This window comes from Pseudomonas sp. MM213 (assembly GCF_020423045.1).
GTDB classification, from domain to species: domain Bacteria; phylum Pseudomonadota; class Gammaproteobacteria; order Pseudomonadales; family Pseudomonadaceae; genus Aquipseudomonas; species Aquipseudomonas migulae.
In genome coordinates this window covers 1,017,561-1,038,102 of sequence record NZ_CP081943.1, presented here as the reverse complement: position 1 = coordinate 1,038,102, position 20,542 = coordinate 1,017,561, and the positions used below count along the sequence as shown (strand labels likewise).

Annotated in this window: 17 protein-coding genes; 12 read left to right on the top strand and 5 right to left on the bottom strand. The window is 61.1% G+C overall.

Features of this window, described 5'->3' with window-relative positions; genetic code table 11:
* Positions 1–44 precede the first annotated feature (44 nt).
* Positions 45–812 (bottom strand): AraC family transcriptional regulator, encoded by a 768-nt coding sequence (locus tag K5R88_RS04770; RefSeq protein ID WP_226299313.1) that lies wholly within the window; start codon positions 810–812, stop codon positions 45–47.
* Between the two features lie 78 nt (positions 813–890).
* On the opposite strand from K5R88_RS04770, the gene K5R88_RS04765 reads away from it, so the two are divergent.
* Positions 891–1,583 carry an aspartate/glutamate racemase family protein gene (locus K5R88_RS04765; RefSeq protein ID WP_226299312.1) on the top strand — a complete coding sequence of 231 codons (693 nt, stop codon included), beginning with the start codon at positions 891–893 and terminating at the stop codon, positions 1,581–1,583.
* A 1-nt stretch (position 1,584) separates the two neighbouring features.
* Here K5R88_RS04765 and K5R88_RS04760 read toward each other — a convergent pair whose 3' ends face one another.
* The 3 genes from K5R88_RS04760 to K5R88_RS04750 all read right to left on the bottom strand — a co-directional run bounded on the left by K5R88_RS04760 (position 1,585) and on the right by K5R88_RS04750 (position 3,776).
* The gene (locus tag K5R88_RS04760; RefSeq protein ID WP_223434580.1) at positions 1,585–2,106 is read right to left on the bottom strand and encodes a GNAT family N-acetyltransferase; all 522 of its coding nucleotides are present in this window, start codon (positions 2,104–2,106) and stop codon (positions 1,585–1,587) included.
* A 173-nt stretch (positions 2,107–2,279) separates the two neighbouring features.
* The gene (locus K5R88_RS04755; RefSeq protein WP_226299311.1) at positions 2,280–3,260 is read right to left on the bottom strand and encodes a LysR family transcriptional regulator; all 981 of its coding nucleotides are present in this window, start codon (positions 3,258–3,260) and stop codon (positions 2,280–2,282) included.
* A 75-nt stretch (positions 3,261–3,335) separates the two neighbouring features.
* Complete coding sequence (locus tag K5R88_RS04750) at positions 3,336–3,776, bottom strand: carboxymuconolactone decarboxylase family protein (RefSeq protein ID WP_008030139.1); 441 nt, start codon at positions 3,774–3,776, stop codon at positions 3,336–3,338.
* 201 nt (positions 3,777–3,977) lie between these two features.
* Here K5R88_RS04750 and pdxR point away from each other — a divergent pair, with 201 nt between their 5' ends.
* The 4 genes from pdxR to K5R88_RS04730 all read left to right on the top strand — a co-directional run bounded on the left by pdxR (position 3,978) and on the right by K5R88_RS04730 (position 7,464).
* Positions 3,978–5,411 carry a MocR-like pyridoxine biosynthesis transcription factor PdxR gene (gene pdxR, locus K5R88_RS04745; RefSeq protein ID WP_226299310.1) on the top strand — a complete coding sequence of 478 codons (1,434 nt, stop codon included), beginning with the start codon at positions 3,978–3,980 and terminating at the stop codon, positions 5,409–5,411.
* A gap of 122 nt (positions 5,412–5,533) precedes the next feature.
* Positions 5,534–5,827, top strand: a complete 294-nt coding sequence (locus tag K5R88_RS04740) for a putative quinol monooxygenase (RefSeq protein WP_008042903.1) — start codon at positions 5,534–5,536, stop codon at positions 5,825–5,827.
* A gap of 290 nt (positions 5,828–6,117) precedes the next feature.
* Complete coding sequence (locus tag K5R88_RS04735) at positions 6,118–6,528, top strand: cupin domain-containing protein (RefSeq protein ID WP_008030133.1); 411 nt, start codon at positions 6,118–6,120, stop codon at positions 6,526–6,528.
* A 225-nt stretch (positions 6,529–6,753) separates the two neighbouring features.
* Complete coding sequence (locus K5R88_RS04730; protein WP_226299309.1) at positions 6,754–7,464, top strand: ATPase; 711 nt, start codon at positions 6,754–6,756, stop codon at positions 7,462–7,464.
* A 187-nt stretch (positions 7,465–7,651) separates the two neighbouring features.
* On the opposite strand, the gene K5R88_RS04725 is transcribed toward K5R88_RS04730, so the two are convergent.
* On the bottom strand, positions 7,652–12,556 hold the full coding sequence (locus K5R88_RS04725; protein WP_223451963.1) for an NAD-glutamate dehydrogenase: 4,905 nt from the start codon (positions 12,554–12,556) through the stop codon (positions 7,652–7,654).
* A 503-nt stretch (positions 12,557–13,059) separates the two neighbouring features.
* Between K5R88_RS04725 and K5R88_RS04720 the strand changes: the two genes are divergently transcribed.
* The 7 genes from K5R88_RS04720 to K5R88_RS04690 all read left to right on the top strand — a co-directional run bounded on the left by K5R88_RS04720 (position 13,060) and on the right by K5R88_RS04690 (position 20,532).
* Positions 13,060–13,413 (top strand): hypothetical protein, encoded by a 354-nt coding sequence (locus K5R88_RS04720; protein ID WP_223451961.1) that lies wholly within the window; start codon positions 13,060–13,062, stop codon positions 13,411–13,413.
* Positions 13,414–13,689: 276 nt separating this feature from the next.
* Complete coding sequence (locus K5R88_RS04715) at positions 13,690–14,649, top strand: AAA family ATPase (RefSeq protein WP_008030123.1); 960 nt, start codon at positions 13,690–13,692, stop codon at positions 14,647–14,649.
* A gap of 5 nt (positions 14,650–14,654) precedes the next feature.
* Positions 14,655–15,599, top strand: coding sequence for a DUF58 domain-containing protein (locus tag K5R88_RS04710; protein WP_008042897.1), 945 nt, complete (start codon positions 14,655–14,657; stop codon positions 15,597–15,599).
* Positions 15,596–16,090 (top strand): DUF4381 domain-containing protein, encoded by a 495-nt coding sequence (locus K5R88_RS04705; RefSeq protein ID WP_008030120.1) that lies wholly within the window; start codon positions 15,596–15,598, stop codon positions 16,088–16,090. The genes K5R88_RS04710 and K5R88_RS04705 overlap by 4 nt, the downstream gene beginning before the upstream one ends.
* Positions 16,083–17,162, top strand: a complete 1,080-nt coding sequence (locus K5R88_RS04700) for a vWA domain-containing protein (protein ID WP_192496301.1) — start codon at positions 16,083–16,085, stop codon at positions 17,160–17,162. The genes K5R88_RS04705 and K5R88_RS04700 overlap by 8 nt, the downstream gene beginning before the upstream one ends.
* Positions 17,159–18,895: a VWA domain-containing protein gene (locus K5R88_RS04695; RefSeq protein WP_226299308.1), complete on the top strand. Its 1,737-nt coding sequence runs from the start codon at positions 17,159–17,161 to the stop codon at positions 18,893–18,895. Before K5R88_RS04700 ends, K5R88_RS04695 begins: the two co-directional genes overlap by 4 nt.
* Positions 18,892–20,532, top strand: a complete 1,641-nt coding sequence (locus K5R88_RS04690) for a BatD family protein (RefSeq protein WP_226299307.1) — start codon at positions 18,892–18,894, stop codon at positions 20,530–20,532. Before K5R88_RS04695 ends, K5R88_RS04690 begins: the two co-directional genes overlap by 4 nt.
* Positions 20,533–20,542: the final 10 nt, after the last annotated feature.

Here is a 20,542-nt window from a genome sequence, read left to right as displayed (position 1 = left end):
GCTGCGGACTTTGAGCATGGCAGATGCGCGCGGCGGGCGTACGACTAAAAGCGTGAGCGGTATTGACTGGGGGTCATGGCGAGGAATTTGCGGAAGGCGCTGCCCATGTGCGACTGATGGGCGAAACCGGCATCAAGGGCGATGTCAGCCAGGCTCAGACCGGTGTGCTCGATCATCCGCCGTGCCGCCTGCAGTCGTACTTCAACGAGGTAAGCGTGCGGTGTCAGGCCGATGGCGCGGGTAAAGTCTCGCAGAAAGCGCAGCTCGTTCTGGCCGTAGGCCGCCGCCAGTTGTTGCAGCGTGAGGGGCTGGTGGAATTGTTCTGCGATCAGGTCCAGCACTTGGGCGAGTGCGGCTGGCGCGGGCCGATGAGCCATTTCGACCTGCGGTTGCGCCAACCCCACAAATCCCAGGGCACATTGCTCCAGTGCCAGTAGGTCGGGTTGTGGCGCCAGCAACAAACGCCGCACTTCGCGTGCCAGGCTCAGCGCCTGTCGATTGCCGCAAGACTGTACGCGATGGCCAATGGCAGGCAAATGTTCATCGGCAAACGATTCGTCCAGCTGCATCAGCAAGTATTCGCCACCGCTGGACGATTCGGAAAACACTTCGACGCCCACCGGGGTATACGCCAGAACACCGGGCAACGTATCGAAATCCACCCGCCGATCCGAGTCAATCGCGTGCACACCCTGCTGGCGCTCCAGCGTCACCCCGATGGTGCGCGACTGCGCCGGATCGCGTGCGCTGTAAGCGGCACGGGGCAGAAGTTGCAAGCTGACTTTAGCGCCCGGCAGCCGTTGACTCAGCATGTGAAATTTCCTGATAGAAAGCCGTGAAGCGCCACGGGATACTCCCAGACAAAGGGTTGCCATCAACAGGAGCACGCCATGCGCACCATCGGCCTTATCGGCGGCATGAGCTGGGAGTCCAGCGCCGAGTATTACCGCCTCATCAACCAACAGGTACGCGACCGGCTCGGGCCGTTGCGTTCGGCGAAACTGCTAATGTACAGCGTCGACTTCGGGCCTGTCGAACAGGCCCAGCACGCCGGTCGCTGGGACGATGCGGCGCTGATTCTGGTGGATGCCGCGCGGCGGCTGGAGGCTGGGGGCGCCGATTGCGTGGTGCTGTGTACCAACACCATGCACAAGGTCGCCGGGCAAATTCAGGCGGCGATCAACATTCCGTTCCTGCACATCGCCGACCCGGCCGGACAGGCGGCGGTGGATGCCGGCGCACTGAACGTCGGGTTGCTGGGGACTGCGTTCACCATGGAACAGGACTTTCTCAAGGAGCGCCTGACGTCGATGGGGCTGACCGTACTGGTGCCGGACGCCGAGGAGCGTCAAGCCGTGCACCGGATCATCTACGACGAGTTGTGCGTCGGGGTGATCAGCGAGGCCTCACGGCGGATTTATCAGCGGGTGATCGAATCCCTGAGCCAGCGCGGCGCCCAGGTCATCATCCTCGGTTGCACCGAAATCGGCCTGCTGATCAAACCCGAACACAGCACCCTGCCCCTGCTCGACACCACCGAACTGCATGCGCAGGCGGCGGTGGCGTTTGCACTGGGCGAGTGAATCAACCGGCCTTGGGCATGCGGCGCAGACGCGCCATGCTCAAGGTGTCCACCAACACTCCGTCACGCACGGCGTAGTCCCGAAACAGGCCTTCGGTTTCAAAACCAAACTTGCGGTACAAACCGATGGCTGCTTCGTTGTCGGCGTACACCGACAGCTCGACCCGTTGCAGATTCATCCAGTTGTCGGCGATGTCCAGCGCGGTGGCCAGCAGCTTCGAGCCAACACCCTTGCCCTGCCACGCCTCAGAGACACCCATGCCGAAATTGGCAGCATGACTGCGGCGGATGCGCGAAAACTGTTCGAGGCCGATGTTGCCTATCACCCTCCCCTGACTCAGCGCCACCAGTTGCACATGCCGTTCGTTGCCCGGATCCAGGCGTTTGCGCCAGACCTCGATGGACTGAAACGGCATTTGCAGCACTTGCCGGGTAATCGCTGGTTCGTTGTAAAGCGCGGTGATGCCTTCGAGGTGGGACTCGTTGAAGCGTTCAAGCGTAATGACAGCGTCAGTGACGGGCATGGGTGATTCATCCTTGATACAGACATGGCCGCTCACTCTACAACGCAATCTTCCAGCATGACGAGAACCTACTGTAGGAGTGAGCCTGCTCGCGATAGCGTCCGGACAGTCAACATCAATGTTGAATGTTATGGCCCTATCGCGAGCAGGCTCACTCCTACAGTTGGTATTGCTCAGGCTTCGAACCAATCCCGGCGCTCATTGAAGGTGTTTTGAATCAGTTCGACGATCATCTGCACCTGAGCTTCATCCTGCGACTGCGCATTGACCGCCATCCACACCTGGCGCTGCATCGGCTGGCCAAACAACCCCGGCAGAGCGATCAGACCACGGTCGAAATGGCTCATGTAACCAGGCAGCAAACCGATACAGGCGCTGCATCGGATCATCTCCAGCATCAGCTCATAGGCATGCAACTGCACCACCCCGGCGAGTCGCTGGTCCACCAGCGCATTCCACGGCACAAAGCTCTCGACCTGACGATGAGGCTGCCATTGCACCAGCAGGAAATCGGCGAGGTCATCGAGATTGTCCGGGCGTGACGCAGTGCGTGAATAACGCTTGGCAATGTGCGGCAGGTAGTCGAGCCGCGCCAGGCGTCGCGGCTCGCCGACGGCAAAACTCGGGCCCGGCAGCGGTGAATCGGTGCCAGCCAGCCACACCACCACATCGGCGCTGACGGCGCGCAGGGCCAGCTCGCTGTCGAGGGAAATGATCTCCAGACGCACGCTGGCGTTGCGGCGCAGCAAGGCCACCAGGTCGCGACCGAGGATGTCATGCAGGATCGATTCGGCGACGGCCAGGCGCACCAGGGGCTGTTCGATCACCGGCAAGTCGCGTTCATGGGCCAAGGCAATCAGCTGCGCCTGAAGCTGCAATCCTTCACGACTGAGGGCGACACCATTGTCGCCATGGCTGAACAGCGAGCACTGCAGTTGCGCTTCGAGTTGCGCCAACTGCTTGCGCAGCAACGTCGCCTTGATGTTGAGACTGCGCGACGCCTGCATGTAACAGCCGCAGCGGGCACTGACCATGAACGCTTGCGCCAGTTGCGGATCAAGCGCGGCGGCCTGCGCCTGTATGGATGACGAGGTGTCTACCGGCGAGCGGTATTCGGCAGGGCTTTGGCGCCCAGCGGTTTCCATGAATGACATCAATGACTCCCTGTCGATCTGTCCTTTGAAAACCTCATCCTGCGCAACGTTCATGAACCTGATGTGACAGCGTCATCACGCGCTGGGGGACTGGCGGAAACTCACCGCCAGGCGATTCCAGCTGTTGATGGTCGTGACGGCAATGGTCAGGTCGACCATCTCGCTCTCGCTGAACTGCTCCCGGGCCTGGGCGTAGACGTCGTCCGGCACATGGCTTTGCGAGAGCAAGGTGACCGCTTCGGTCCAGGCCAGCGCCGCGCGCTCGCGTGGGTTGAAAAAGCCGCTGTCGCGCCAGACCACAATCGAATACAGACGCCGGTCGGTCTCGCCGAGGCGTCGCGCGTCCACCGAGTGCATGTCGGTGCAGAAGGCGCAGCCGTTGAGCTGCGAGGCGCGGATCTTGATCAGGTGCAGCAGCGCCGGCTCGATGCTCAGGTTGCTGGTCAGCGCCTCCATGGCGATCATCGCTTTCATCGCTTTGGGCGACGCGCTGTAGTAATCCAGACGGGAAGTCATGGCGTGCCTCGTGGATTGATAGATGTTTTCACGGTAAGCGCTGATGCGCCGGCGTTACAGATCCAATTGCGCGAAATACCGGTGGACCACTCCGAGCAGACCAATCCGCGGTTTTTCCCCCACGCAACTTCTGCACGGCGACGCTTGCGCGTAATCTGGCCCGACGCACACGCGCCTTAACCGCCCAGGAGCCCCGCCGGTATGGAACTTCATGTTGTCATCAACGGCCGCAAGGACCTGGCAGGCCAGTTGTACAACCAACTGCGCAGCGCCATCGAATCCGGTCGTCTGGCAGCCGGGACGCAATTACCGCCCAGCCGTCTGCTGGCCGAACAGCTGGGCATCTCGCGCAAGACCATTTCCGACACGTACGCACAACTGACCTATGAAAACTTCCTGACCGGGGTGATCGGCAAAGGCACCTACGTCAATGCCCGGACGGCCAAAGCGCAACCCAAGCAAAGCCATTCGCAGTTGGCGAGTGCCGAAGTCATCGAGTCGTGGCGCAATTTGCCGGTGTTTTTGCGTCATCCGACGCTGGAAGGCTCGCTGCGTTATGACTTCATCGGTGGCGCTACCAGCAAGGGCCAGTTTCCGCAGGACGATTGGCGGCGCTGCACCTCCCACGCGCTGCGTCAGATGTCCGGTTCCAAGGGCTTCTACAGCTTGCCTGAAGGCCTGCCGTCGCTGCGCAATGCGATCGCCCGGCACATCGCGTTTTCCCGTGGGGTGAATTGCCAGGACGAAGACGTGGTGGTGTGCAACGGTGCGCAACAAGCGCTGGACCTGATCTCCCGCGTGATCACGCGCCCCGGCAGCATCGTCGCCATGGAAGACCCCGGTTACCCGCCCGCGCACCTGCTGTTCGGCAGCCACGGCGCCACGGTGATCGGCGTACCGGTCGACGCAGACGGCATCCAGGTCGACCAAATCCCCCTTGGCACCCGGCTGATTTATGTCACGCCGTCCCACCAGTTTCCGCTCGGCATGCCGATGAGCCAGGCACGTCGCGTGGCGCTGCTGGAGCGCGCCTACGAGTTGGGCGCGATCATCATCGAGGACGATTACGACAGCGAATTCCGCTACGAAGGCCGGCCCACCGACTCGCTGCAAAGCATGGATGAGCGCGGGATCGTCGCCTACGTCGGGACCTTTTCGAAAACCCTGCTGCCGGAACTGCGCCTCGGCTACGCGATTTTGCCGCCGGCGATTCTCGAAGCGGTGATCCGCGCCAAGCAACTCACCGACCTGCACACCTCCACCCTGCCCCAATGGGCACTGGCCAAATTCATTGCCGAAGGCTGCCTGCTCAAGCACATCCGGCGCTGTCATACGATCTACGCCGGGCGTCGCGAACGCATCCTCACGCGTATCGCTGGTGACCTGTCTCCCTGGCTCGAAGCGATCCCGAGTACGGCAGGTTTTCACATGGTGCTTATGTGCAAAGTGCCTATCGATATGCCATTGCTGATCGAACTGGCGAAAAAGGTCGAAGTCGGGCTGTATTCCATCGACACCTTTTACTACCAGCGGGCCCCGCAGGCTGGGCTTCTCATGGGGTTTGGTGCCATCGAAACCCTGGACATCGACACCGCGCTGGACCGCTTGCGTGACATTTTTCAGCAAATCGCCTGAGCGATTGGTCTGGGTTTTTATCCGGCAATTGGCTATTGGCGGTCCGCAAGTGCAGGCCTATCCTCGTAAGCGTTATCCCTCAATGAGCAGGATTCGTCCGGCCTGATTCAGGAGTGTGAGCAATGTCCAACGAAGTGATCAACACCGTAAAGGTGCAGGCCGCAGCCGGCCGCTCGGACGAACTGGGTAAGCAACTGCAAAAGATTGTCGAAACCCTGCGTGAACAACCGGGCTGCGAATCCTATATGGTCGACCGCTGCCCCGAGGACAGCAACCGCTGGAACGTCAGCGCCCGCTGGCAATCGGAAGCGGCCATGCAATCGCATTTCAACACCCCACAGGCGCAAGGTTTCATCGACCTGATCGATTGCCAATTGGCGAACGCCGTGGACTTCAACAGCTTCCCGATCCGTTAAACACCCCCCTGTAGGAGCCGGCTTGCTGGCGATAGCATCACCGCGGTGTACCTGATGCACCGCGGTGATGCTATCGCCAGCAAGCCGGCTCCTACAGGCGTTCCATTCACCGCGGTGTGCCTGATGCACTGCGGTGATGCTATCGCCGGCAAGCCGGCTCCTACAGGTTTTGCATTGCCTTGCGTAAATCCGGATTGGTCCCCTGACCTTCTGCTGAATTGGCTGTTTGATTGCGGTCACTGGCGGACTAACGTTGTTTGCGACAACTAACCCCCCGCAGGTGATGAATCATGAAAGTTTTGCGTTTATTGGCCACCCCGCTTGCCGTCCTCGCCCTGAGCGTTTCTGCCTCGGCATTCGCCCACGACCCTTCGGAAAAAGTCACGATTCTGCAAGATGAAGTACTGAAGAACGTCCCGGGCAAAAAGGCGCTGATGATCGAAGTCGACTACAAGCCGGGCCAGTCCTCCATCGCCCACAAGCACGAAGGCACCGCAATGGCGTATGTGATTTCGGGCTCGATCACTTCCCAGGTGAAAGGCGAGCAACCGAAAACCTACAAGGCTGGCGAGTACTGGTATGAAGCCGCCGGTTCGGAGCATCTGGTCTCGAAAAATGCCAGCGCAACCAAGCCGGCCAAACTCCTGGTGTTCATGGTGTTGTCCCCCGACGAGAAAGTGCTGATCCCATTGGAAAACTGATAGCTGAACGTACAGCCATAAATAAACAGGCCCGAATCGAAAGTTCGGGCCTTTTTATTGCCTGACGCAATTAACCGACAACTTTTAAACCAAACAATACTATTGGCCACCTGACAAGTTCATGAATTGGCTATTTCATTCAGCCGCCACAGGTTTAGTCTGAAGTCACTGCCGACACCGGCAACTTTAACTTCCGACTCAAGTTGTTTCACTGGAGAGACACCCATGAAACTTGCACTTGTCAGCACCTTGTCGTTTGCCGCTGTTTTAACCGGCTGCTCAATTCCCACTGCACCGACGGCAGTTTCTTCACTCGACGGTATCTTCAGCGCACCCGTCGGCCGCAGCAACGCCACCCATGTCGCCAGCGGCGGACAGGTCTCGCTGGGCATCGTCTACAGCCGCAACACCCAGACTAACCGCGCCTACCTGCAGGACTATCAGGCCAATGCCGGCACCGGTTTCGGCCAGAATCTGCTGGTACAACCGATTCACGATGCCTACGTCGCCACCTCCAAACCCGACCTGGCGGTGGATTGGGTCAAGGCCTCGTTGCAGCGCCAGTTCGGCTCGGTCACGGTGTACCCGGACATGCAAAGCCTCAGGGCGGCGAAACCGGACGTGGTCGCGATTGTCGACACCCGCAGCCAATTGATCACCTCACGCAGCTCGGATATCAAGGCCGATGTAAGTGCGGATTTTTATGATACCAACTTCAATTACATCGGGACTGCACAAGGGCATGACGCCAAAGCATTGAGCCCGGTGTGGGCGGACTATAAACGCAGCGAAGAGATCGTGGCGGATATTAATGAACAGCAGAATGTGCAAGTTCGGGCATTGCAGAAGTTTGACCAGTCGCTCAGTAATTTATTGACCGGGCCGACAGATAAAGTGTCGATGATCGATAATAAAGCTGGCTGGAAGTTGTATTGAGGCAGATGGCCCCATCGCCAGCAAGCCGGCTCCTACAGGTTTTGTGTCGAGCACAGAATATGTGGACGACGCGAAACATGTAGGAGCCGGCTTGCTGGCGATGGGGCCCGCTCAAACACCACAAAACATTCAAACAAAAAAAAGCCCCGCATCTCTCAATGCGGGGCCTTTTTCATTCAGCGACTGATCAGGCCGCCGGTTCCAGCTCGGCACTGGCGGTGACAGCGGCGGCAGGCACCACCGCTTGCCCGCTCAACGCCAGGTCCAGCAACTCACGGTTGGCTACCGCATACATCGCGTAGTCAGTACCGCTCGCTGCACGGATTTCCACCAGCATGGCACGCCAGCGTTCGATCATGCTTTCGTTCTCTTCCATCCACAGCGCCAGGCGTGTTTCCACATCCTGAGTGCCGCCGCCCTGTTGCAGGACAGAGATGGTGATCGCACGTTGCTGCCAGTCGACGTCATCGCGGAACGCTTCACGGGCCAGGGCCTGCCAGTTGTTTTCAACCGGCAGAGCACTGATCTGTTGCAGGTACCAGGTGACGTCCAGCGCACTGCCCACGGCGAAGTAGGCCTTGGCCACGTCCGCAGGGTTCTGGCCGGTCACGTCGGAGGCCTCGATGATCGGCAGCAGCGTGTACAGGTGCGAAGTACCAGCCACCATGCGCGCCAGCAACTCCGGCACACCGGCTTCGACGTACGCCTGATAACGGGACTGCCAGTTTTCGTGGATCTCGCCGCTCAGCAGTTCGTCGAGCTTGAGACCCAACTCCTTCAGGTGCGGACCGAAGTGTGCAACGTCACGGGCAGCGTTCTGCTCGTTGCGGCGGGCACGCAGGAACCAGCGCGTAGCGCGACGGCCCAGACGCATCAGCTCGTCCATCAGCTCCAGTTGCACGTCAGCGGAAACCTGGTAATCCAGGGCTTCGATCTGACGGAACCAGTGCGGGAGGTGGAAGATGTCACGCACGATCACGTACGCACCGGCCACGTTCGCCGGGCTCATGCCGGTCGACTCTTTGAGTCGCTGAACGAAGGTGATGCCCATGTGGTTCACCAGATCGTTGGCGATCTGGGTGCTGACGATCTCGCGCTTCAGACGGTGACGACGCATGGCCTCGGAGAACTTGCTCACCAGTGTCGGCGGGAAAGCGGTTTCCATGTCGCGGGTCAGGTAGTCGTCGTCCGGTACACGGGAGTCCAGCAACTGCGCCTTGAGGTCGATCTTGCTGTAGGAGATCAGCACCGACAGCTCGGCACGGGTCAGGCCATGGCCTTCCGCGAGGCGTTCGTTGATCGCGTCTTCCGACGGCAGGAACTCGATGGCGCGATCCAGCTTGCCACGGCCTTCCAGATCGTTCATCAGGCGCTTGTATTCGGCAATCCGCACGAAGGCACGGCGGGCCGCCAGGGACAGGGCCTGAGTCTGCTTGTAGTTGTTGCCCAGCACCAGGTTGCCGACTTCGTCGGTCATGCTCGCCAGCAACTGGTTACGTTGCTTGTCGGTCATGTCACCGGCGTGAACCACTTCGTTCAGCAGGATCTTGATGTTCACTTCGTGGTCGGAGCAATCCACGCCACCGGCGTTGTCGATGAAGTCGGTGTTGGAACCGCCGCCATTGAGACCGAATTCGACACGACCCAATTGGGTCATACCGAGGTTACCGCCCTCGCCCACGACTTTGCAGCGCAGTTCGTTGCCGTTCACACGCAGTGCATCGTTGGCCTTGTCGCCGACATCGGCGTGGCTTTCGCTGCTGGCTTTGACGTAAGTACCGATACCGCCGTTCCACAACAGGTCTACCGGTGCCTTGAGCAAGGCATTCAGCAGTTCGGTCGGGGTCAGCTTGTCGGCCTGAATGTCGAAGCGCTCTTTCATCTGCGGGGAAATCGCGATGCTCTTCGCGCTACGCGAGAAGATCCCGCCGCCTTCCGACATGATGCTGGTGTCGTAATCCGACCATGCCGAACGTGGCAGATCGAACAGGCGCTGACGCTCGGCGAAGCTGTTCGCCGGCTCAGGGTTCGGGTCGATGAAGATGTGCAGGTGGTTGAACGCAGCGACCAGTTGCAGCTTGTCGGACATCAGCAAGCCGTTACCGAACACGTCACCGGCCATGTCGCCGACGCCAACCACGGTGATGCTGTCTTCCTGGACATTGATGCCGCGCTCGCGGAAGTGACGTTGTACGCCAACCCACGCGCCTTTGGCGGTGATGCCCATTTTCTTGTGGTCGTAACCGGCGGAACCACCGGAGGCGAACGCGTCACCCAGCCAGAAACCGTAGTCGATGGCGATGCCGTTGGCGATGTCGGAGAAGGTTGCAGTGCCCTTGTCCGCAGCGACTACCAGGTACGGGTCATCGTCGTCATGACGCACGACGTTGGCCGGTGGTACCAGTGCGCCGTCTTTCAGGTTGTCGGTGATGTCCAACAGGCCCGAAATGAAGATGCGGTAGCAAGCGATGCCCTCGGCCGCGATCTCGTCACGGCTGCCGCCCAGAGGCAGGCGACGCGGCAGGAAGCCGCCCTTCGCGCCGACCGGCACGATGACCGAGTTCTTCACTTGCTGGGCTTTTACCAGGCCCAGGACTTCGGTACGGAAGTCTTCTTCACGGTCAGACCAGCGCAGACCGCCACGAGCCACGTTGCCGAAGCGCAGGTGCACGCCTTCGACGCGAGGCGAGTAGACGAAGATTTCAAACTTCGGAACCGGCTTCGGCAGCTCTGGAATCTGGTGCGGGTTGAACTTGAAGCTGAAGTAGGACTTGTTCTGACCGTGGGCATCGGTCTGGTAGAAGTTGGTCCGCAGGGTCGCTTTGATCAGGTCGAGGTAGCGACGCAGGATGCGGTCTTCGTTCAACACCTGGACGTCGTCCAGTGCTGCCAGAATCGCGTGTTCCAGACGTTGCTGCTTGTCTTCCAGATCATCGGTGGCCAGCTTGCGCGCCAGGTAGAAGCGGGTCTTGAACAACCGGGTCAACTCGCGAGCGATGTCGGTGTGGTTGTTCAGGGTGCTGGCGATGTAGCCGAGGTCGAAGCCCAGGCGAATCTGCTTCATGTAGCGTGCGTAGGCACGCAGCAGCGCAACATCGCGCCATGGCAGGCCGGCGGTCAGTACCAGACGGTTGAACGCATCGTTCTCGGCATCGCCACGCACGATGTGGACGAAGGCGTCCTGCAAGGTGTCGTTGAGTTGCTGGATGTCGAGTTCCAGGCCTTCGGCGGCGGTGAACGCAAAATCGTGAATCCAGAACTCGCGGCCATTGTTGTGACGCAGGCGATACGGGAACTCACCCAGCACACGCAGGCCGAGGTTTTCCAGAATCGGCAACACATCGGACAGGGCCAGCGGGGTATCGGCGTGATACAGCTTGCAGTGCAGCTCGCGCTGGCCGGAGACCTGACCCAGTGGCTGATAGAAGCTCATCACCAATGGATTTTTTTCGTTCAGGCTCAGCAGGTGCTGCATGTCGACCACAGCCGAATGCGCAGCGAAACGCTCGCGGTAACCGGCCGGGAAGCCTTTCGGGAAGTCCGCCAGCACGTTGGTGCCGTGGGCTTCGCCGAAGCTTTCCACCACCAGGCTGGCGTAGTCGTCCTGCCAGCTGCGGCAGGCCTGGATCACTTCGTTTTCCAGTTGCAGCGGGTCGATGTCCAGACGGTTCTTCGGATCGACGCGCAGAATCAGTTGCACGCGGGCCAGTACGGACTCGGAGAAGAAGGTCCAGAACTCGCAGTCCGAGGCTTTCAGGCGATCCATCAGCACTTGCTGGATCTTCTGGCGCACTTCGGTGGAGTAGATGTCACGCGGCACGTAGGCCAGGCAGTAGCAGAAACGGCCGTACGGGTCTTTGCGCAGGAACACGCGAATCTTGTTGCGTTCCTGGATCTGCACGATCGACATCACGGTGCTGAACAGCTCGTCGACCGGGGTCTGGAACAGGTCATCACGCGGCAGCACTTCGACCACCTGCGCCAGTTCCTTGCCCAAGTGAGCCTTGGCCTGGAAGCCGGAACGGCGTTCGATCTCTTCGACCTTGCGGCGGATGTACGGAATGACCCGCACGCTCTCGCCATACACCGACGAGGTGTACAGGCCCATGAAACGGCATTCCTTGATGACCTTGCCGTCGGCGTCGATCTCGCGGATCGACACGTAGTCCGGGTAAGCCGGACGGTGTACACGGCTTGGGTGCGCAGCCTTGGCGAACGACAGCAGGGTCGGTTCGCGCAGGTAGTTCACGGCGTAGTCTTCGATGCGCAGGTCATCGTAGGTCAGGCCGGTGCGCAGCAGCTTGGTCAGGCCGAGGAAGGAATTCTGGTCGTAAACGATGTGACCGCCATCGGCTTCATCCTGAACCACGAATTCTTCGTAGCCGAGGAAGGTGAAGTGGTTGCCCACCAGCCATTCCAGGAAGCTTTTGATTTCAGCTTTTTCTTCGCCGTCGACCGCAAATTTGCTGTTGTCGAGGCCGGTCAGGATTTCCTGGACCTTGGCTTTCATCGGCTCGAAATCGGCAACCGCGACGCGGACTTCACCGAGAACCTGTTCCAGCTCTTTGCTCAGAACATTCAGTTCTGCGGTGTTCGCGCAACGGTCGATTTCCAGGTACATCAGGGATTCTTGCAGGATCCCTTCGCCCTGGGTGCCTTTAGGCAGGATTTCCAGCAACTCGCCTTTGCTGCCGCGACGCACGCTCAGCACAGTGGTTTGCAGGGTATGAATGCTGTAGCCGCGACGGTTCAGCTCGGTACGCACCGAGTCCACCAGGAAAGGCAGGTCGTGGTGCAGCACTTCGACCGCGGTGTGGGTCGACTGCCAGCCGTGGCGTTCGTAATCAGGGTTGAAGACGCGAACCTGCGGTTGCGCGTGATCGAAGCGCTCAAGCAGGCGCCACGCAGAAAGGGTGCAGCCGGCGAGGTCGGACAGCCGACGCTGGGTCAGCTCGTCAAGGGAAATGATGCCGAAGAATTGTTCAGCGAACAGCGCCACTTGTGGCAGTGCCTGTTCACTGATGTGCTGCGCCAGTGCCGCTTGCAGTTGGTGCTGGAAGTCGGCTTTGCTGGCTGCGGTGAAGAACGCCATCTGTGGTACTCCGCTTGGGCTTGTTATTGATGGAAGCGTCGCGTGCAAAACCCCTTTCGGGGCGATCCGTCACCCGGTTCCTGATTCTCGGGCAGAGGAAACAGGGTGACAGGTGGGTGAAGCTGGACGAGACACTCAGGTCACATTCACCTTCCATGAATGGGCATCTGCAAAAACGACTGGCAGATCGACAGCGCAATGTCTTTACAGGTGCTCATCCGTTGCGCAGCTTAACCAGTGCGGCAAGGCCCGTGCTTGCAGCGCTGCGACATATTCGGTCATCGGCACGCAGCCAACGCCCTGCGCATCGGACAACACTAGCAGTCGTGTAGGAAATTGGGCGTTTTATGCCCGGATTTACAGCACCTTCGTGCCAGAAATGACCAACAGCGCCCCGAATGTTCACGTCACATTCTCTGACAGTCAGCCGAGCAGAAATTCCCGAGGGCTGGCAGAATTGCCTTTTGTTGTGTTCACAACGCTCGCCGAGCCAGGAAATACCCATGAAAATGACCACCGCCCTGTTGATCGTCAACCCGTGTGACGAGGAAGAAGACAACATGGCCATGCTCGCCTGCCACAGCGATCAGGGTGAAATGTTCCTGATGAGCCGCTACCCGGACGAGGACGAGCTGGAGATCACCCTTGATGGCGAACCTTCGACGCTGGACGGCGTGAAAGTGACGCTGAGCCCTACCCGCTTGCTGATCGAAATCGCTGCGGCGGATGCGGATGCGTTGAATGGGGATGATTCGCTGGAGATTACGCACAGCACGAGTGCGAGTGATCTGGCGGAAGTGGAAGAAACCTTGCAGAACATCCTTAAGGGGACCGGGACTTACATCAGCGAGATTTGATGTTGCCTGGACGGGCCTCTTCGCGGGCAAGCCTCGCTCCTACAGGTTTAGGCCGAGCGCAATATCGCGGCTACCCTGATCCTGTAGGAGCGAGGCTTGCCCGCGAAGGCGTCCGCAAGATCGCCACATTCTCCGAAACAACATCGATAACCCACCTCCTGCGCACATTTGCACAAAATGCCGTTAGTCGCCGCCCCCCGCGATAGATTAAAGTAACGCCCCCAGCCCTGGCGTTATTCGAACGTCTTCGGTCACCCTTTCCAGGAACAGTCATCGATGGAACATCGTGAAGCGCTGCTCGCGCTGCGAACCTTTCTTTCAACGCAGATTCTCGGCCAGGAAAAACTCATCGAGCGCTTGCTCATCGCCCTGCTTGCCGACGGCCACATGCTGGTCGAGGGCGCTCCCGGCCTGGCCAAGACCAAGGCCATCAAAGAACTCGCCGAAGGCATCGAAGCCCAGTTCCATCGCATCCAGTTCACCCCTGACCTGTTGCCTGCCGACATCACCGGCACGGAAATCTATCGCCCGGAAACCGGCAGTTTCGTGTTCCAGCAAGGCCCGATCTTCCACAACCTGGTGCTGGCGGACGAAATCAACCGTGCCCCGGCCAAGGTTCAGTCGGCTTTGCTTGAAGCCATGGGCGAGCGTCAGGTCAGTGTCGGGCGCAGCACCTACGAGCTGTCGCCGCTGTTCCTGGTGATGGCCACGCAAAACCCGATCGAGCAGGAAGGCACATACCCGCTGCCCGAAGCGCAGCTGGACCGCTTCCTGATGCACGTGAAAATCGGCTTCCCGGACGCCACCGTCGAACGCCGCATCCTGCAACAGGCCCGTGGCGAAGCCTTGAACGGCGAAACCAAACCGGAGCGCCGGGTCAGCCAGCAGGCCATTTTCGCCGCCCGCAAGGAAATCCTCGGTCTGTACATGGCCGACGCCGTGGAGGAATACCTGGTGCAACTGGTCATGGCCACGCGCACGCCGGCCAAGTTCGACCCGGAGATGGCCGAGTGGATTGCCTACGGCGCCAGCCCGCGCGGTTCGATCGCCCTCGACCGCTGTGCCCGCGCCCACGCCTGGCTGGCCGGTCGCGACTTCGTCAGCCCGGAAGACATTCAAGCGGTGCTGTTCGACGTATTGCGTCACCGCATCATTCTGTCCTTTGAAGCCGAAGCCGCTGGCATCGACCAGGACCGGGTGGTCCAGCGGATTCTCGACGTCGTAGCCGTCGCTTGACCCCGATGAACGTCATTCTGCCGCCCGAGCCGGGCATCCGCGTCAGCCTCGCCGAGCTGATCGAGATGCGCCATCGCGTGCGTGAAGTGCAGCTGTTCTCCACGCCGAGCCAGCGCAGCCCGCTGATCGGCCTGCACCACTCCAAGCTGCGTGGCCGTGGTGTCGATTTCGATCAGGTGCGGGTCTATCAGGCCGGCGACGACGTGCGCAGCATCGACTGGCGCGTCACCGCCCGAACCCAGGAACCGCACACCAAGCTGTTCCACGAAGAACGCGAGCGGCCGATTTTCATCATGGTCGAACAGAGCCGACGGCTGTTTTTCGGTTCGGGGCTGATGTTCAAATCGGTGCTCGCCGCCCAGGCCGCCAGCCTGATCGGCTGGGCCGCACTCGGCCATAACGATCGGGTCGGCGGGCTGGTGTTCGGCGATAACGAACACTACGAAATCAAGCCCCGGCGCAGCAAACAAAGCCTGCTGCAATTTCTCAACCGGCTGGTGCGTGTCAATCAGTCGTTGCACACCGAAAGCGAGCAGAACCGCGATGCCCTCAACCTGGCCCTGCGTCGTGCCCGGGAGGTGCTGCGCCCCGGCAGCCTGGTGATCGTGATCTGCGACGAGCGCGCGTTGACTGAGGGCTCCGAGCAGCAATTGAGCCTGCTGTCGCGCCATTGCGACCTGTTGCTGCTGCCACTGTCCGACCCACTGGACCACGCCCTGCCCGCTGCCGGCCTTTTGCGCTTTGCCGAACGCGGCGCGCAACTGGAACTCGACACGCTGAATTTCGACCTGCGCCAGACCTACCGCGCCCAGGCCGAAGCGCGCATCGCCCATTGGGAATTGCTCGCGCAAAAACTGCGGGTGTTGTTGATGCCCCTGAGCACTCAGAGCGAGATGGTCGAACAACTGCGCGAGTACCTGAACCCGCAAAAACCGGGGAAATATCGATGAGCAGCCTCGATCAACTGCAACCGCTGATTTCCCCGCCGCCGATTGGCTTCTGGCCACCGGCACCGGGCTGGTGGTTTTTGCTGTTGTTACTGCCGCTGATCGGCTTCGGCCTGTGGAAGGCCCGGCGTTTCCTGCCGAACAAGCGCCCCATCGTGCGCGCCGAACAACCGCTGGACCCGGTGCGCATCGCCGCACTGGCCGAACTGGCGCTGATGCCCAAACCTTACGACGGCGCACCGGCCGGTGCCTGGCTGCAGCAACTCAATGGCTTGCTCAAACGCCTGTGCCGCAACCATTACCCCTACAGCCAGAGCCACACCCTCAACGGGCGCAAATGGCTGGCGTTTCTCGACAACCGTTGCCCGGCCGCCGGGCTGACGCGCTGGATGGTACTGGTCGAAGGCGCCTACAAACCCGAATGCAAACTCGACGACAAGGCCATCGCCGGCCTGACCCAAGCCGTCGACACGTGGATTCGCAAACATGTTTGAGTTCGCCTGGCCGTGGATCTTCGCCCTGCTGCCGCTGCCGTGGTTGATGCGCATCGTGCTGCCGGTGGCCGACAGCGGCGAACCGGCGCTAAAAGTCAGTTTCCTCAGTGACCTCGAAGGCCTGGCCCGGCGCCGTGCCCGGGCCAACCTGCCAGCCTGGCGGCAACAAGCACCGTTCATTCTGCTGTGGCTGTTTTTGCTGATCGCTGCAGCGCGCCCGCAATGGCTCGGCGAACCGTTGCCGATTGCCGCCAGTGGCCGTGACCTGCTGGTGGCGGTGGACGTTTCCGGCTCCATGGATTTCCCTGACATGCAGTGGCAGGACGAGGAAGTCAGCCGCCTTACGCTGGTGCAACATTTGCTCGGTGATTTTCTGGAGCGACGCGAAGGCGACCGTGTCGGCCTGATCCTGTTCGGCAGCAGAGCGTACCTGCAAGCCCCGCTGACGTTTGACCGGCGCACTGTGCGGGTCTGGCTCGACGAAGCGCGCATCGGCATCGCCGGTAAAAACACCGCCATCGGCGACGCCATCGGTCTCGCGCTCAAACGCCTGCGCCTGCGTCCGGCGCAAAGCCGTGTGCTGATTCTGGTCACCGATGGTGCCAACAACGGCGGCGAAATCGACCCGCTGACCGCCGCGCGGCTGGCGGCCAAGGAAGGCGTGAAAATCTACCCGATCGGCATCGGCGCCGATCCCGAGCAAAGCGGCACCGCAGGATTCCTCGGCATCAACCCGAGCCTGGACCTCGACGAGCCTGCGCTGAAAGCCATTGCCGCCGCCACGGGCGGCCAGTATTTCCGCGCTCGCGACGGCAAGGAATTGCAAACGATCAAGGAAACCCTCGATCAACTGGAACCCGTGACCCAGCAACCGACCCAGGCCCGCCCGGCGCAAGCGTTGTATCACTGGCCGTTGGCGATGGCGCTGCTGTTGAGCCTGTTGCTGGTGGCGCGCGAACGCTGGCCGGATAACCCGTTGCAGCGCCTGTTTACCAAGGATCTGTTCTTGCAAACGCAACTGCCTGACTGGCGCCAGCGACTCAAGCGCCTGCGCCTGCGGAGGCGCCGATGAGTGCGCTGTGGCCTTACTGGTTCCGTCCCTGGTGGCTGCTGCTGTTGCCGCTGCTCGGCTGGTTGCTCTGGCAACTCTGGCATCGACAGAAGCGCGCCGGGCGCTGGCAGATGATTCTGCCGCCGGCCTTTCATTCCGCGCTGCTCAGTGGCGGCAACGGTCGCGACAGCAAATTGCCGTGGGTCGCCCTCGGTGTGGCGTGGCTGCTGACGATTCTGGCGCTGTTGGGGCCGAGCTGGGAGCGCATCGAGCAAGCCAGCCAGAAACCCGCCGACCCGCTGGTGGTGATCCTTGAGCTGACCCCGGAGATGCTCGCCACCGACGTGACGCCAAACCGACTGGAACAGGCCCGGCGCAAGCTGTTCGACCTGCTGCAAAACCGCAGCGACGCCCAGACCGCCATCGTCGTCTACGCCGGCAGCGCACACACGCTGGTGCCGCTGTCGGATGACCTGTCTACCAGCCGCAATCTGCTGGAGGCGCTCAAACCGTCGTTGATGCCCCAGACCGGCCATCGCGCCGATCTCGCGGTGACCAAGGCCCTAGCGCTGCTGAGTCAAGGCGCGCTGGGTGACGGCCGGATTCTGCTGATCGGCTCGTCTCTGACCGAACTGGAACGAGAAGGCATTCAGCAGGCGCTGGACGGCAAGTCGACCCGGTTTTTGATGCTCGGCATCGGCACCGCCGAAGGTGCGCCAATCACTCAGGAGGACGGCAGTTTCCTCAAGGATGATCAGGGCGCGATTCTGGTGCCGCACCTCGACGAGCCGAACCTGAAAGCGTTCGTCAACGGCCTCGATGGGCGCTATCGCCACGCGCGCCTGGACGATGCCGACCTGCGCGCCCTCGGCTTGCTCGATGGCCCGCGCAACTTGCGCAATGACGGCCAGACCCTGCGTCTCGATAGCTGGGCTGATCAGGGTTATTGGCTGTTGTTGCCGCTGTTGCTGTTGGCGGCCTGCGCCGGTCGACGCGGCTGGCTGCTCTGCCTGCCGCTGCTGTTCCTGTTGCCGCAGCCGAGCCATGCCTTCGACTTCGAAGACTTGTGGTTGCGCCCTGACCAGCAAGGCCTGCATCTATTGAAAAAGAAGCGTCCGGCCGAGGCCGCGCAACATTTCCAGGATCGGCAATGGCAAGGCGTGGCGCTCTACGAGGCCGGCGACTACAGCGGCGCCGCCCAGCGGTTCGCCGAAGGCAATGATGCCCACGCCCACTACAATCGTGGCAACGCCCTGGCCAAAGGCGGTGAGCTGGAAGCAGCGCTGGATGCTTACGATCAGGCACTGGAGCGGCAACCGGATCTGCGCCCGGCGCAGACCAACAAGGCTTTGGTGGAAAGCTTGATCAAGCAGAAAAACACGCCGGCACCCGTTGAACCGGACAAAACCGAAGGCGACGAGACCGGGACCCCGCAGGAACCACCGCCGGGCGCAGCCACCCAACAGTCGAACAGTGGCGAACCGAAGTCCGATGCCCAGACCACGGCACCCGATGCAGAACAGTCGGATACGACACCGGCGCGCCCCGGCACCAATGAGGTGCCCGGCAGCGAGTTGGGCGACGAACAAAGCACCACCCCGCCGTTGCGCCCTGCCAGCGATACCATCGATGGCGAACAGCGCCAGGCGCTGGAACAATGGCTGCGCAAGATCCCGGACGACCCGGGCGAATTGCTCAGGCGCAAATTCTGGTACGAACAGCAGCAACATCAGGATCAGGAAAAAACCCGATGACCCGCTTCACCGCTTTCATGCTTGCTCTGTTTATCTGGACCGTTCAGGCCCAGGCTGCGCAACTGGTCGCCAGTGTCGACCGCAGTCGCCTGAACTCCGGCGAAACGGTCGAGCTGACCCTGGAGTCCAACGATGTCACCCAGTTCGGCAAGCCTGACCTGACGGCGCTGGAGCCGCTGTTTGAAGTGCGCGGCACCCGCCAGGTCAACCAGTTGACGACCCTTAACGGCGGCAACGGCGCCACCACCCGCTGGATCATCACCCTGCTGCCTCGCCAGAACGGCAGCGTGGTGATTCCGTCGCTGCAACTGGGCGATGTGCAGAGCCAGCCGATCACCTTGCAAGTGGTCGAGAGCGAAACCCAGGACAGCACGCAAAAACTGGCCCCGGTATTCATCGACGCCAGCCTCGATCAAAACAGCGTGTACGTGCAGGCCCAGGCGCTCCTGACCTTGCGTATCTACCATTCCGTGTCGCTGTATGACGACAGCAGCCTGACTCCGCTGCAGATTCCCGATGCGCGCATCGAGCAGTTGGGCGAGTCGCGCACTTACGAAAAAGACATCAACGGCCTGCGCCATGGCGTGATCGAATTGCGCTACGCGATCTACCCGCAACACAGCGGCCAGTTGACCATTCCGGCGCAGGTTTTCAGCGCCACGCTGGTGGACGCGCAGCCGGCCAAGGACGTCGAGTCCCAGGTGCCGAAATCCGGCAAATTGATGCGTGTCAGCTCGGTCGAACTGCCGCTGACCGTCAAGCCGAAACCTGCCACTTACCCGGCTGACGTGCCTTGGCTGCCGGCCCGCAGCCTGACCCTGAGCGAGAGCTGGAATCCGGAACCGGATCACACGCAAGTGGGTGACTCGCTGACTCGCAGCCTGATTTTGGAAGCCGAAGGATTGGCCAGTTCACAACTGCCGCCATTGCCGGCCACCGACGTCAACGGCTTGCGGCGCTATCCGGATCAGCCGGTGCTGGTCAACCAGAATAGCGAGCGCGGCCTGATCGGCAGCCGCGAGGACCGTGAGGCGCTGGTGCCTGTCCAGCGGGGGAACGTCGAGTTGCCGGCTGTGGATGTGGTCTGGTGGAACACCTTCGAAGATCATCTGGAACACAGCAGCCTGCCGGCGCGGACGCTGCAAGTGGTGAACAATCCGGGCTTGATGGTCGATACCCCGGCCGGCACGCCGCTGGTCATTTCCCCTGCCGACAATGAAGCGCTCTGGTGGTGGAAACTCAGCACCATCATTCTCGCCTGCACCACCCTGCTGGGTTTCGGCCTCTGGTGGCGTGCCCGCTGGCAACCGGCGATCCTGCGCGCGGCCCAGACCGGCCCGAGCCCGCGTACCGTGCTCGACGACCTCAAGCGCGCCTGTCAGGCCAACGACTCCCACGCCACCCGCCAGGCCCTCGACGCCTGGGCCCGGCAACAACCGGAAACCCTGGCCGACATGGCGGCGCGTTTCGTGCCGCTGTCGGACGCGCTGGATGGTTTGAACGGGGCGCTGTACAGCGAAACCGGCCAGCATTGGCAAGGTGAAGAACTGTGGCGCGCGATCAAGGCAATCCCGATTGCCGAGCGGGTTCAAGACCCGGTCGGCGACAGCGGCCTGCCACCGCTCTACCCGAAGTAACGTTAACTGA

What these genes read in the sequence shown, in the direction of transcription:
- K5R88_RS04770 (WP_226299313.1), bottom strand. Translation starts at nt 812, where the DNA reads ATGCTGAGTCAACGGCTGCCGGGCGCTAAAGTCAGCTTGCAACTTCTG.
- K5R88_RS04765 (WP_226299312.1), top strand. Translation starts at nt 891, where the DNA reads ATGCGCACCATCGGCCTTATCGGCGGCATGAGCTGGGAGTCCAGCGCC.
- K5R88_RS04760 (WP_223434580.1), bottom strand. Translation starts at nt 2,106, where the DNA reads ATGCCCGTCACTGACGCTGTCATTACGCTTGAACGCTTCAACGAGTCC.
- K5R88_RS04755 (WP_226299311.1), bottom strand. Translation starts at nt 3,260, where the DNA reads ATGTCATTCATGGAAACCGCTGGGCGCCAAAGCCCTGCCGAATACCGC.
- K5R88_RS04750 (WP_008030139.1), bottom strand. Translation starts at nt 3,776, where the DNA reads ATGACTTCCCGTCTGGATTACTACAGCGCGTCGCCCAAAGCGATGAAA.
- pdxR (WP_226299310.1), top strand. Translation starts at nt 3,978, where the DNA reads ATGGAACTTCATGTTGTCATCAACGGCCGCAAGGACCTGGCAGGCCAG.
- K5R88_RS04740 (WP_008042903.1), top strand. Translation starts at nt 5,534, where the DNA reads ATGTCCAACGAAGTGATCAACACCGTAAAGGTGCAGGCCGCAGCCGGC.
- K5R88_RS04735 (WP_008030133.1), top strand. Translation starts at nt 6,118, where the DNA reads ATGAAAGTTTTGCGTTTATTGGCCACCCCGCTTGCCGTCCTCGCCCTG.
- K5R88_RS04730 (WP_226299309.1), top strand. Translation starts at nt 6,754, where the DNA reads ATGAAACTTGCACTTGTCAGCACCTTGTCGTTTGCCGCTGTTTTAACC.
- K5R88_RS04725 (WP_223451963.1), bottom strand. Translation starts at nt 12,556, where the DNA reads ATGGCGTTCTTCACCGCAGCCAGCAAAGCCGACTTCCAGCACCAACTG.
- K5R88_RS04720 (WP_223451961.1), top strand. Translation starts at nt 13,060, where the DNA reads ATGAAAATGACCACCGCCCTGTTGATCGTCAACCCGTGTGACGAGGAA.
- K5R88_RS04715 (WP_008030123.1), top strand. Translation starts at nt 13,690, where the DNA reads ATGGAACATCGTGAAGCGCTGCTCGCGCTGCGAACCTTTCTTTCAACG.
- K5R88_RS04710 (WP_008042897.1), top strand. Translation starts at nt 14,655, where the DNA reads ATGAACGTCATTCTGCCGCCCGAGCCGGGCATCCGCGTCAGCCTCGCC.
- K5R88_RS04705 (WP_008030120.1), top strand. Translation starts at nt 15,596, where the DNA reads ATGAGCAGCCTCGATCAACTGCAACCGCTGATTTCCCCGCCGCCGATT.
- K5R88_RS04700 (WP_192496301.1), top strand. Translation starts at nt 16,083, where the DNA reads ATGTTTGAGTTCGCCTGGCCGTGGATCTTCGCCCTGCTGCCGCTGCCG.
- K5R88_RS04695 (WP_226299308.1), top strand. Translation starts at nt 17,159, where the DNA reads ATGAGTGCGCTGTGGCCTTACTGGTTCCGTCCCTGGTGGCTGCTGCTG.
- K5R88_RS04690 (WP_226299307.1), top strand. Translation starts at nt 18,892, where the DNA reads ATGACCCGCTTCACCGCTTTCATGCTTGCTCTGTTTATCTGGACCGTT.